At 60.7% G+C, this 12578-nt stretch carries 7 protein-coding genes; 4 read left to right on the top strand and 3 right to left on the bottom strand.

The window, feature by feature from the left end; genetic code table 11:
- Nucleotides 1–113: 113 nt before the first annotated feature.
- The 4 genes from Mal15_RS05930 to Mal15_RS05945 are packed head-to-tail and all read left to right on the top strand — an operon-like array spanning nt 114 to nt 9221.
- Complete coding sequence (locus tag Mal15_RS05930; RefSeq protein WP_147866922.1) at nt 114–1460, top strand: DUF1501 domain-containing protein; 1347 nt, start codon at nt 114–116, stop codon at nt 1458–1460.
- Complete coding sequence (locus Mal15_RS05935; protein WP_147866923.1) at nt 1457–3970, top strand: DUF1549 domain-containing protein; 2514 nt, start codon at nt 1457–1459, stop codon at nt 3968–3970. The genes Mal15_RS05930 and Mal15_RS05935 overlap by 4 nt, the downstream gene beginning before the upstream one ends.
- Complete coding sequence (locus Mal15_RS05940) at nt 3970–6162, top strand: hypothetical protein (protein ID WP_147866924.1); 2193 nt, start codon at nt 3970–3972, stop codon at nt 6160–6162. The genes Mal15_RS05935 and Mal15_RS05940 overlap by 1 nt, the downstream gene beginning before the upstream one ends.
- 32 nt (nt 6163–6194) lie before the next feature.
- Nucleotides 6195–9221 carry a WD40 domain-containing protein gene (locus tag Mal15_RS05945; protein WP_167546653.1) on the top strand — a complete coding sequence of 1009 codons (3027 nt, stop codon included), beginning with the start codon at nt 6195–6197 and terminating at the stop codon, nt 9219–9221.
- A gap of 755 nt (nt 9222–9976) precedes the next feature.
- Here Mal15_RS05945 and Mal15_RS05950 read toward each other — a convergent pair.
- Genes Mal15_RS05950 through Mal15_RS05960 form a run of 3 tightly spaced genes read right to left on the bottom strand, consistent with a single transcriptional unit; the run spans nt 9977 to nt 12572 of the window.
- On the bottom strand, nt 9977–11155 hold the full coding sequence (locus Mal15_RS05950) for an AGE family epimerase/isomerase (RefSeq protein WP_147866926.1): 1179 nt from the start codon (nt 11153–11155) through the stop codon (nt 9977–9979).
- Nucleotides 11152–11640: a GNAT family N-acetyltransferase gene (locus Mal15_RS05955; protein WP_147866927.1), complete on the bottom strand. Its 489-nt coding sequence runs from the start codon at nt 11638–11640 to the stop codon at nt 11152–11154. Before Mal15_RS05955 ends, Mal15_RS05950 begins: the two co-directional genes overlap by 4 nt.
- On the bottom strand, nt 11637–12572 hold the full coding sequence (locus Mal15_RS05960) for a DUF1559 domain-containing protein (protein WP_147866928.1): 936 nt from the start codon (nt 12570–12572) through the stop codon (nt 11637–11639). Before Mal15_RS05960 ends, Mal15_RS05955 begins: the two co-directional genes overlap by 4 nt.
- Nucleotides 12573–12578 lie beyond the last annotated feature (6 nt).

Genomic DNA, 12578 nt, shown 5'->3' on the forward strand with positions numbered 1-12578 from the left:
CATAGTTTCCCTTTACGCGGCTATACTGGGACGCGATGCCTCGCTCGGGCAGCTCACCTTTGTTCTGCCCGGGTCCCACCTGAATCATCCCTCCCCCCTACCCCGGCCTGATCATGTTAACGATCAAGGGTCCCTCCAGTCGCTATTGCGATGGGCAACACCGGCGAAGCTTTTTAAAGATCGGCGGACTGTCTTTCGGAATGGGCGGCCTTTCGCTGGCCGATCTCTACCGCGCCGAAGCGTCCTCGTCGTCGCCGCGGTCACACAAATCGGTGATCAACATCTTTCTTGCCGGTGGTCCTCCCCATCAAGACATGTGGGAGATCAAGACCGAGGCACCTAGTGAGGTCCGCGGTGAATTTCAGCCCATCGCGACTAACGTCCCGGGCATCCAGATTTGTGAGGTGTTTCCCAAACTGGCCGCGTTGATGGACAAGTCGGCGGTGATCCGCAGCGTGGTCGGCTGCCGAGGCGGGCACGACGGGATTCAATGCTTCACCGGTTGGGAAAACAACTCACTGAAAAACCTCGGCGGACGACCTTCCATCGGCGCCGCCGCGGCCAAGTTGTTCGGCCCGGTCGATCCCTCGGTGCCACCGTTCGTCGGACTTGCCGCCCCGACACGTCACGTCCCCTGGTCCGATTCCGGACAAGCCGGTTTTCTCGGTTCGGCCTATTCGCCCTTCAAGCCAGACGGGCCGGGCATGCAGAACATGACATTGAAAGGGATCTCATTTGATCGCTTGCAAGATCGCCGCCAATTGCTTTCGGAATTGGACACGATGCGCCGCGACATCGACATCACCGGCGCGATGGAGGGGATGGATGCGTTCGGCCAACGAGCGCTCGATGTGCTGACCAGCAGCAAGCTGGTCGATGCATTGGATCTGTCCAAAGAAGATCCCAAAGTCGTCGCCCGATACGGGGACGGCAAGCCCTACAACTACCAATACGACGGCGCACCGACCTGCAACGATCAGCTATTGATCGCGCGTCGATTGGTCGAAGCCGGAGTCCGCGTCGTCAGCCTCAGCTACGGACGTTGGGACAGCCACGGCCAGAACTTTGATCTGGTCCGCGATCACGGCGGCAAATTGGACCAGTGCTTGAGCGCGCTGGTGACCGACTTGAACGAACGTGGCATGTTGGATGATGTCGCCATCGCCGTCTGGGGCGAATTCGGGCGAACCCCAAAAATCAATGCCAACGCCGGTCGAGATCATTGGACCAAGGTCAGTTGTGCGTGGTTGGCCGGCGGCGGACTGAAGACCGGCCAGGCGATCGGCGCGACCAACCGGATGGGCGAAGAGGCGGTCGAGCGACCGGTGACCATGCAAGAGGTGGTTGCGACGCTGTATCACACGCTGGGCATCGACACGCACTCGACGACCATCGCTGATCCGACCGGACGACCTCAGTTCCTGGTCGACAGTGACCCGATCGCCGAGTTGGTCGCATGAGTCGAAACGCATTGAAAGGCGGCGCAAGGTTTCGACTTGCGCCTTGTTTGTTAGGGCTCGCCGCGATCGTCTGCCTTGCCGTCACCGATTCCGCTGCCACCGATTCCGCCGCCCGGCAATCGCTCCGCATCGACAACGTCGACGGTGCCGCGGCGACGAAACTGGTCGGAATCGACGCGCGGCTGCAGCTGATCGTGTCACGATCCGAACCCAATGGCATGACCACCGATTGGACGCGGCGCGTGGATTTTTCTGCGTCACCGGAGGGCCTGGTTTCGATCGATTCGACGGGGCTGGTCACGCCGCTTGCCGATGGCACTGTCACGGTGTCGGCGACCGCCGATGACGGCCAGAACGCGACGGCAACGCTGGACGTTTCCGGCACCGGGCATACGCAACCGGTCAGCTTTTGCGGACAGGTCGTTCCGATCTTTACCAAGTTGGGCTGCAACGGCGGCGGTTGTCACGGAAAGATCGCCGGCCAAAACGGATTTCGACTTTCTTTGCTCGGGTTTGAACCACACGAAGATCACAAGCGGTTGGTTGCCGAGTCGCGCGGGCGTCGCGTTTCTCTGGCGTCGCCGGACCGAAGTTTACTGTTGATGAAAACGATCAATGCGATGCCGCACGGGGGCGGAGCGAGAACGGATCGCGATTCGCATGAGTACCGTGTGCTGCGTCGCTGGATTTCCCAGGGCATGCCGTATGACCAAGGTGAAATCTTGGCGGTTCAATCGATCCGCTGTTACCCCGAGGTCCGACGCATGGCCGGCGACGGCGAGCAACAGATCTCCGTGATCGCCACCTTCAGTGACGGTTCGGTCGAAGACGTCACCCGGGCGGCGGTTTACGAATCGAACGACACGCAGATGGCCGAAGTGAGCGCCACGGGGCTTGTTCGAACCGGCCAATTGGTCGGCGACGTCGCGGTGATGGCACGCTACCAGGGACATGTGACGGTGTTCCGCGCCGAGATCCCGTTGCGGATCGATGCGGCGACCGAAATCGCCGATGCCGGTGGTTCGTCGGCCGGCCAGCCCGCCAATGTTGTCGATCGATTCGTCCGCAAAAAACTCGATTCGCTGGGCATCCCCGCTTCGCCGCCGAGCGATGACGCGACGTTCTTGCGGCGTGTGACGCTGGACCTGACCGGTCGGATCCCGACGCTGGACGAGACAAACGCATTCCTCGCCGATGACGCGCCGGATAAACGCGCCGGCTTGGTCGATCGACTGCTAGGAAGCGACGATTATGCGGCGTTCTTCGCCCGCAAGTGGGGCGTGATCTTGCGCAACCGCCGCACCGGCGGGGCGTTGCAAGTGTCGAACATGCTGTTTCATCATTGGTTGCAAGAAGCGTTCCGCGTCAACAAACCTTACAACCAACTGGTCGACGAATTGTTGACCGCCAGCGGTTCGTTGTTCAGCAACCCGGCGACCGCATGGCTGTCGCAAGTGACCGACCAAAACGAACGCGTCGAAGACATCAGCCAGTTGTTCTTGGGCCAACGGATCCAATGCGCTCGCTGCCATCACCACCCTTATGAAAAGTGGAGCCAAGAAGACTACGCGCGGATGTCGGCGTTCTTCAGCACGATCTCCAAAAAGACTCAGGGCACCGATGTGACGTTTGTGACCCGCATCGCCGCCCCGTCGGCGAAGCATCCAAAGACGGGGCAATCGGTGTCACCCGCGGGGTTGGATGCCGAAGCGGTCCAAGCCGATGCCGCGACCGATCCTCGCCGGGCACTGAGCGATTGGGTGACCTCGCCTGAGAATCCGTTCTTTGCCAAAGCCCTGGTCAATCGCTACTGGAAACATTTTCTCGGCCGCGGTTTGGTCGAACCCGAAGACGACTTGCGCGTGACCAATCCGCCATCGAATCCTGAATTGATGGATGCGTTGGCAGCGGCCTTCGTCGAATCCGGCTATGACCTTCAATCGCTGGTCCGGTTGATCTGCAATTCCGACGTGTACGGTGCCTCCAGTGACGCGAGTGGAGACAACCTGATCGATCGCCGCAGCCACTCGCGGTACTACCCAAAGCGATTGCAAGCGGAAACGTTGCTCGATTCGATCGACGCCGTCACCGGTGCGTCGACCAGTTTTTCCGGCATGCCGGCCGGAACGCGGGCGGTGGAATTGCCGGACACGGGGTTCAATTCGTATTTCTTGTCCGTGTTTGGTCAACCCGATTCAAAGACCGCGTGCGAGTGCGAGCGGTCTTCGGAAGCCAACCTGGCTCAGAGTTTGCATCTGCTGAATTCCGAACAGATGCAGAAAAAGCTGACGCACGACCAGGGACGTGCCGCTGCGTATGCCGCCGACGCATCACGTGCAATCGAAGAGAGAATTCGAGAGCTGTATCTGCTGGCGTTCAGTCGCGAACCGACCGACGGAGAGCTGAAGTCGACGCTGAGCTATTTGGGGGATCGCCACGATCAAAAAGAGCCCTGGGAAGATCTCATATGGGCCCTCGTGAACTCCAAAGAGTTTCTGTTTAACCACTGATGCGACATCGACCCTTTTTTTGCGGCGCCGGTGCGCGCGTCGCAGTCCGCCCCCTGCACTGCGGGTTGATCTCCCTGTGCGTCTTGATCGGGATTTCCGGTGGCAAACTGAATGCACAACTGCCCGTGATCGCTTTGCGATCGCTGTCCCAATCGTTTTATGCACCCGGGGAAACATACGAAGTCACGGTCACCGAGGGGGCGAACACCGACGAAGTTGTCGAACTCGTTTTTTCCCATCCGGGCATCACCGCCACGCTGGTCAAGGGACCGCCTCGGCCGCTGACCACGACTGGGGTGCCACAGCACGGAAAGTTCAGTGTGGCGGTCGCGTCCGATGTCCCGGCGGGACGTTATGAAGCCCGCGCGGTCGGCCGCTTTGGGATTTCCAACCCGCGCTCGGTCGTGGTTCAAAACGGCGTCCAGGTCGTTTCGGCGGTGGGAAGTGATGCGTCGACGGCAACACCCATCGAATCGGGGCAAACGTATTGCAGACATGCCTCGCCCCAGCGACGTGACTATTTTTCGTTCTCCGCCAATGCCGGAACGCAGTACACGTTGCGGTTGATCGCACAAGCGGTCGACTCGCAATTGATCGGCGCACTGTCGATTGCTGATGCGAAGGGGCGAACGCTGGCCAGCGGGATCGGAAGCGACTACTCGGATCTGCGACTCACTTGGACCGCCACCGAAAGCGGCGTGGTGACCGTCGCGGTGCATGACGCCTTGTTTCGGGGCGGCGCGGCGTTCCAGTATGGTTTGAATGTGGTCGAAGGTTCCGCCACACCGTCATACCTTGAACCGGAGTTTCCGAAATCGATCAGCGTGCAGATGCAGGACGTACAGACGCAGGACGTACAGACGCATGACATACAAACTGAAGATCCGGTCGCGGCCGACGAATCGGACGCGGCGGTCGAACTTGAGATTCCTGCGTTGGTGGAAGCCACCTTTGACGGCCCCGATGACAGCGACCACTACCACTGCAAATTGGTCAAGGGACAGCCGGTTCAAATCGAAGTCGTCTCGGATCGCATCGGCCAGCCCACCGATGCCCGGCTGATCATCGACCGAGGAAGCGTCGACGCAGCGGGCGCAGTCACTTGGCAACGCGTCGCAACGGCCGAAGACGGCCCCAACCTATCCGATAGCATCATTCGTCTTGCCAGCGGTGATCCCGTCCTGCGGTTTCAACCGCCCGAAGACGGCGACTATCGGATCACCGTCACAGACCTGGATACTGGTCGATCGCTCGGCGATGTCCAGCGATATCAACTCGCCATCGGCCCGCCCCGACAGGATTGGCACCTGTTGGCCTACCACGTCTATCCGCACAAGGATGCCAAGACATCACAGCCGTCGGGATCGCATCTGATGCGTGGGGGCGCGACGACGATTCGTGTGTTTGTTTATCGCAATCAGATGTCCGGGCCGATCAAAGTCTCGATCCCGGATCTTCCCGTTGGATTGAGTTGTCGACCCAGCTGGATCGCGGCCAACCAAAACCATGCCGACTTGGTGATCACCGCGTCGGACCAGACGCCGACACAGCACGCCCCGCTTCAGGTGATCGGTGAAGCCAACCGGGACGGCCAAACGGAATCGCGGATCGCCAGCGCCGCGTCGGTCATCTGGCAGCAAGACGGTTATCGGCCTACCGCACATGTGCGACTGATCGATGGGCTACAGATCGGGTCGTCGGAAATCGACACGTCTCCGATCAGCATCGCCACGGCTACTCCAGATGTTGTCACGGCAATGAAGGGCACCAAGGTCACGGTTCCGATCAAAGTGACGCGTCGTGACGGCGGTGCGGACAACATCGTCCTGAGGGCTCAGCATTTGCCGCCGGGTGTCAGCGTCGCTGAGTTGACGATTGCCAAGGACAAATCGGAGGCAGAGTGGACGATCGACGTGAAGAACAATGCGGCGGCCGGGACCTACACGTTCTGGGGTCAAGGCGAAACGAAGGTCAAGTTTGCGGTCAACCCGCAGTCACTGACACGTGAAACCGAGTACCGTGACGCCTTGAAGACGCTGCGGGCCGATCCCAGTCGCTCCGATCAGCATGCGGAAATCGACAAAGCCATCGCGGAAGCCGACAAGCGGATCGAAACGCTAAAAACACAAACCGCCGCTCGAGATTTTACCATCTATGTCCCGCTCCCGGCGATCACACTGGAAGTCCAGTGAAGCCCCACCTCCCGCCCCTTCCCGCTGTCATGATGCGTGATCGATCATTACCAATCGTCTTGGTACTCTGCTTCCTCGCTTCGCCTGCACCGGCGGAACAAACCGATCCCGCCGGATCGGTCAGCTACGCTCGCGACATTGCACCGATTTTGCAGCGTAACTGTCTGGCTTGTCACCGCGCGGGGCAAGCCGAGGGGGGGCTGTCGCTGGAGAGTCGCAAGGCGATCGATGCCGGCGGAGACAGTGGGGCGTTGCTGGTCGCGAAACAACCCGAATCGAGTTTATTGTACGTTCGGGCTAGCGATGACGATGACCCGATGCCGCCGGAGGACAACACGGTGGGGGCCAAGCGTTTGACGCAGGCGGAACTCTCGTTGTTGCGGACGTGGATCGAACAGGGGGCTGTGATCGATGATTTGTCGGCCGAGGATGTGATCCAGTGGCAGCCGATCGACGATTCGGTCCGCAACAGTTACGCGCTGGCGGTTTCCCCGGATGATCGTTTGATCGCTGTGGGCCATGCCAATCGAGTGGAACTGGCCGACGCACAAACAGGTACCCTTCGCGGCACGTTGGTTGACGCAGACCTTTCGCAGGCGGGTGTCGCCGACTTCGACGTGATCCAAGCGATCGCGTTCTCACCCTTCGGTGATCGCATCGCCACCGGTGGTTTCCGCACGGTCCGGATTTGGAAGCGTCAGCCGATCGCGTCCGAGATCCCGCCCGCGTTACGGCATGCCGTCGGACCGACCGCGATCAGCCCCGATCGGTCTGCGCTCGCGCTGGTCAATGCGATCGGTGATGTGGAAATTTGGCAGCTCGCGTCGTCGGAACAACGCGCCAGCATCAAGAGTCTTGGCGCGGTGGCGGACCTCGCCTGGTCCCATCCCCAGCGACTTGCGGTCGGATATGATCACGGCGACATCGGAATCCATGATGCTCGCTCGGGAACCTTGGTGGCGCGGGTGAAACTGGACCATGCGATCGAGTGCCTGGCGCAAAGCAGCGAATCCGACTTTACCGCCGCGCTCGGTACGGATGGGCAAGTTCGACTCTTTAACAACGATCAACCACACCCGTCGCCGGCCCTCGCGTCGATCCAGGACGCCACCGCGATCTTATTCTTCGGCCCCGGCAAGCTTGTCGTCGGCACGGCGTCGGGTGTCGCTAAGACGATTGACGTGGTTTCCGGTGACATCGCGGTCGAGCTGGACCACGGATCGGCCATCGAATCCCTCGCGATCGACCCGCCGTCCAAGACCCTCGCGACCGGCGGGCAAGGTGGGACCACGAAGTTGTGGAATCTGGAAGACGGATCACTGCAAAGGACGCTGACCGGGGACATCCAATCAGTGCTTCGGATCGCGGCGTTGGACCAAGACGTTCAACGCGAGCAGGCGTGGGTCAAGACGCTGGAGGGCAAGACGGACGAGCTGAAGAAGCTGCTGGAAAACGAGCAGGCGGCGCTGGCCAAAGTGAACGAGGCTCGTGAAAAGGCCGCTAAGGAATTTGACGAGAAAGCCAAGCAGCGAGACGACGTCGCGAAACAGATCGCCGGCAGCGAGCAGGGTATCAAAGACGCCCAGGCCAAGATCGATGCGTCCAATCAGGCTGCGGCCGATGCCGAAGCGTTGATCGCGAAAAGCAAGGCCGAGATCGAATCGCTAAAAGCCGAACTGCAGCCGCTGGAAAAACAATCCGCGGCCGCGCTCTCGCAAGTCGAATTGGCCCAGGCCAAAGCCGACGAAGCGAACCGAATCTTGGCCGCCGCGAAACAGTCGGCCCAGGAGATCGCAGGACAAGTCGAGGAAAAGAAGACACAACTGGCATCGGTCACTAAACGCAGCGCCGACGCCGATCAAGCCCTGGTGAAGTCCAAAGCGGATGCGACCGAGGCAGTAAAACAGCTGGAGACGACCAAGGCGGCATTGGCTAAACAACGCGAGTCTCTCGCTGCGGTGGAATCGGAGGTGCAGAAGAAGCAAGCTGATGTCGCCGAACGCGAGCAAGCCTTGGTGACGGCAACCAAGACGCGTGACAAAGCCGCCGCAAACATTCCCGCGCACCAGGATTCGCTGCGGATACGAAACAATCGCTTGGCCGATCTGCGACATCAGCACGGCGCCCTGGTCCAGCGCCAAAGTCATTCCGCCGCAATCGCGTCCATCGCACTGGATGAGGCGACGGTCACGGTCGTCGATGTCGACGGCGATGTGCGGACCTATCAACTGGCCGACGGAAAACCGCTTGAACGTCATCGCCTGCATCAACCTTTCCGCGGCACGGAGTCGGCCGATGCGTTTTTCCTGGATCAAGATCGAATGATCATCAACGAACGCAACGCGCCGCCTCAAGTGTTCGACCGACGATACCAATGGACGCTGGAGCGGACGATCGGCGGAGTGGGATCGGATTTGATTTCCGATCGCGTGACGACGTTGGATTTCCGTGGCGATGGTCAATCGATCGCGATCGGCAGCGGGATCCCCAGTCGCCAAGGCCAGGTTCTGGTCGTCGCAGTTGCTAACGGTGACGTGTTGCGTCGATTCGACGATCTGCACAGCGATACGGTGTTGTGCGTGCGGTTTTCGCCCGACGAGCGACTGCTGGCCACCGCGTCGGCCGACAAGACGATCCGCGTGTTGGACGTTCAGACCGGTGGCGTCGTCGGTGCACTCGACGGACACACGCATCACGTTCTGTCGCTGTCCTGGCGACGGGACGGACGGTTGATCGCCAGCGGCAGCGCCGATGGGACGATCAAAACCTGGGACACCGAAACCGGGCAACAGAAACGCACGATCGGCGGGTTCCCCGACGAGGTCACCGCGGTGGAGTTCCTGGGCGACAGCACCCGTGTGGCCAGTAGCTGTGCCGACGGGCAGGTGCGGGTGCATGAGACCAACAACGGTGGTTCGGTTGCCGCGGCATCAGCGGCGGGCGATTTTCTGTTTACGTTGGGGATCAGTGCCGGTGGTGACCGTGTGTTCGCCTCCGGGCAGACCGGCGGTGTCCATGTTTGGCAAACCGAGGGACTGAAGGCGGTGGGCAAGTGGTGAATGGAGCGGGCCGGTCGCTGACGCGTCCCGCTGGCATTGCATTCCGGTGAGCCGGTGCCCGCCTATCTCACTCGCATCTCGTTCAGGATTCGCCAGCACGTCGACCTCGTTCCAAGGCTCCGCCTTGGGACGCAATTCCCCGGTGGCTCGGCCACATGTCGCGGTCCGACGCGAGGCGGAGCCTCCAGAAAAGCGTGTTCCCAGGCAGAGCCTGGGAACAAGTGAGGGTGAATGGAGCGGGCCGGTCGCTGACGCGTCCCGCTGGCATTGCATTCCGGTGAGCCGGTGCCCGCCTATCTCACTCGCATCTCGTTCAGGATTCGCCAGCACGTCGACCTCGTTCCAAGGCTCCGCCTTGGGACGCAATTCCCCGGTGGCTCGGCCACATGTCGCGGTCCGACGCGAGGCGGAGCCTCCAGAAGAGCGTGTTCCCAGGCAGAGCCTGGGAACAAGTGAGGGTGAAAAGGGCGGGCCGGTCGCTGACGCGTCCCGCTGGCATTGCATGCCGGTGCGCCGGTGGCCGCCTATCCCACTCGCATCTCGTTCAGGATTCGCCAGCACGTCGACCTCGTTCCAAGGCTCCGCCTTGGGACGCAATTCCCCGGTGGCTCCGCCACATGTCGCGGTCCGACGCGAGGCGGAGCCTCTAGAAAAGCGTGTTCCCAGGCAGAGCCTGGGAACAAGTGAGGGTGAAAAGGGGCGGGCCGGTCGCTGACCGGCCTGTTGGCATTGCATACCGGTGAGCCGGTGCCCGCCTATCCCACTCGCATCTCGTTCAGGATTCGCCAGCATGTCAACTGCATCCGCGGCAGATGAAACGGCCCTTTCCAAAGGTTGCCCTTCAATCGTGAACTGATGCTGCCGTCACGGTGCAGGTAACCGAACCATTCTCCGTGTTGTTGATCCGGAAAGTGCGCGTACGCCCAGTCGTGGATCTGCTGGTGCCAGGTCGCGTACTTCGCGTCGCCGGTCAATTGATAGGCCAGCAGCGTGGCGATGATCGTCTCATTCTGCGGCCACCAGAACTTCATGTCGTGCCAGTACTCCTGGACCGGCAATCCTCGCAGGTCGACGAAATAGAGGATTCCGCCGTGTTCACTGTCCCAGCCCCGCTGCCAACTCCAATCCAACATCTGGCAACCGAGATGGACAAGTTCTTCGTCGCCGCGCAACTTGCCTTCCCACAGGATGAACCACGCGCCCTCGATCGCATGCCCGGGCGTCAACGTTCGGCCATCAAAGTGGTCCAAAATCGCACCGTCGCCGCCGACCGTTTCCATCACACATTTCAAGTCCGGTTTCAAGTGGTATCGGCGAATCGTTTCGATGCTGCGATCGATCCACGTTTGGGCGTCCGGCAATCCGATGGAATCACGCAGCTCCTGTGCCGTCGCGATCGTGATCATCGGGAACCCCAAAGCTCGGGTCGGCCGGGTGTCGGTGAATTTTTGCGGCGTGTTTTTTGGATCCAAATTGTGGTCGATGAATCGCCCGAAGAGTTGTCGTGCCAAGTCGGCGTAGCGTGATCGTCCGGTAGCTTTGAACAATTCACCGAAGGCGATCGCCGCAAAACTTTCGCTGAACGCATAGCGTCGTTTACGAATCGGCCCGCCATCGCGGGTGACGTGGAACCACATCCGACCGTCGCTCGGATCGAACCCGTGTTTTTCAATGAAGTCGGCGCCGGCAATCGCCAGGTCCAGCCACTGTTGGCGAGGTTCGACCTGGTTATAAAGTTCGCCCAGCAACCAAGTGAAACGCCCCTGTTGCCAAAGTCCCTTGTCGGTGTCGATCACGGTTCCGTCATGATCCAACGACGTGATGAATCCTCCGTGCCGGCGATCGACAGCGTGCCGGATCCAGAACGGCAACGTGTCCTCCAGCAGCCCATCACGATAGGTCTCAAGGAGCGACTGGATCCGTTCGGGGGTCATTGGTTTAGCGTCAATTGAAAGTACGCGACGTCCAGCCAGCGGTCGAACTTTCGTCCGACTTCGGTGAATCGGGCGACCTCGCGAAAGCCCAGTGACTTTTGCAGTTCCATGCTCGCAACGTGCTCCGTGCACGCGCCGCCGATCAACACATGAAAACCGAGCGACGACGCTCGATCGATCAGGTCCGTCAACAGCGTTCGTCCGATGCCGCGTCGATGCCACCGGTGGTCCAGATAGAATGACACCTCGGCGGTTTCGCTGTAGGCCGGGCGTGGGTGCCACCGGGTCAGCGAGGCCCAGCCGACCACCTCGCCCGAAACACAAAAGACCGTCACGGGATGGCGATCGTCGTGTGCCCGCAGCCAGTCCAGCCGATCATCGACCGATTCCGGATCCAGATGAAACGTACAGGTCGATGTCCGCACGTAGTGATTGTAGATCTCACTGATTCGCGCGGCGTCAGATTCATTGGCCAGTCTGATCAATAGTCTTCGACGACCTCGTTGCCGTGGCGTGTGGCCAGGGCATCGTAGAGATCCGCGTCGATGTGTTCAGTAATCGCGCGGACCGAACCGTCACACAACGCGAATTGACAAAGTCCGACGTGGGGTGCGGCCAGACCTTTGTCGTCGCCGTCTTTCTGGTTCGGCCGAAACTGGGTTTCGAACAGCACCATGTGGCCGTGGTCATCGTCTAATTCGTCGGTGTCTCGGATCGCCGCGCTCCAAACGTTCTCAAACGCACTGTGTCCGCCGGCCGTCGTTTGGCTCATCGGAATCGGCCCGTTGTGGCGTTCGCCAAAGGCCAGGGTGTTGGATAGCCCGTCGATGATCGCCGAAACACGGGTGCGGCTGTTGCGATAGAAGACGCCTCGGCTGGCCGTCGGAGTGTCATCCAGATTGGTCGAGGCGTCCGCCGGCCCCCAGTTCGCGGCGTAGCTGGCTGCCGCGTATCGTTCGACCGGGTTGGAGGTGTCGTCGCGAATCACGAACGCGTCGGCGGAATAGGTATCGCTGGGGCACAAAAACACCTCCAACGGTTTCTCGCGGGCGTCCAGGTTTTCCGGCACCCACATCGGACGGTTGTAATCGAACAGGATCGCGACCTGGCTCTGCTCCAATTGGGGCAACATCGCCGCGCCCCAAGCCAGGCCCATGTGATTGGCCGGCTCCATCGCGGTGCCGCGGGGACCGGGCTTGTGCAAGTAGCCTGAGGGAAGAACTTTGAACGTCGATTCGTAATTGTGAAGTCCGAGCGCAAGTTGCTTTAAATTGTTTTGACACGACATCCGCCGGGCCGCTTCCCGAGCCGCCTGGACCGCCGGCAGCAGCAATCCGACCAGGATTCCGATGATCGCAATCACGACCAACAGTTCGACGAGAGTGAACGCAGATCGGCGGGAAGGTAGCTGGGGCATGATGGA

It is taken from the genome of Stieleria maiorica, from assembly GCF_008035925.1.
Taxonomy (GTDB): Bacteria; Planctomycetota; Planctomycetia; order Pirellulales; family Pirellulaceae; genus Stieleria; species Stieleria maiorica.

What these genes read in the sequence shown, in the direction of transcription:
- Mal15_RS05930 (WP_147866922.1), top strand. Translation starts at nt 114, where the DNA reads ATGTTAACGATCAAGGGTCCCTCCAGTCGCTATTGCGATGGGCAACAC.
- Mal15_RS05935 (WP_147866923.1), top strand. Translation starts at nt 1,457, where the DNA reads ATGAGTCGAAACGCATTGAAAGGCGGCGCAAGGTTTCGACTTGCGCCT.
- Mal15_RS05940 (WP_147866924.1), top strand. Translation starts at nt 3,970, where the DNA reads ATGCGACATCGACCCTTTTTTTGCGGCGCCGGTGCGCGCGTCGCAGTC.
- Mal15_RS05945 (WP_167546653.1), top strand. Translation starts at nt 6,195, where the DNA reads ATGCGTGATCGATCATTACCAATCGTCTTGGTACTCTGCTTCCTCGCT.
- Mal15_RS05950 (WP_147866926.1), bottom strand. Translation starts at nt 11,155, where the DNA reads ATGACCCCCGAACGGATCCAGTCGCTCCTTGAGACCTATCGTGATGGG.
- Mal15_RS05960 (WP_147866928.1), bottom strand. Translation starts at nt 12,572, where the DNA reads ATGCCCCAGCTACCTTCCCGCCGATCTGCGTTCACTCTCGTCGAACTG.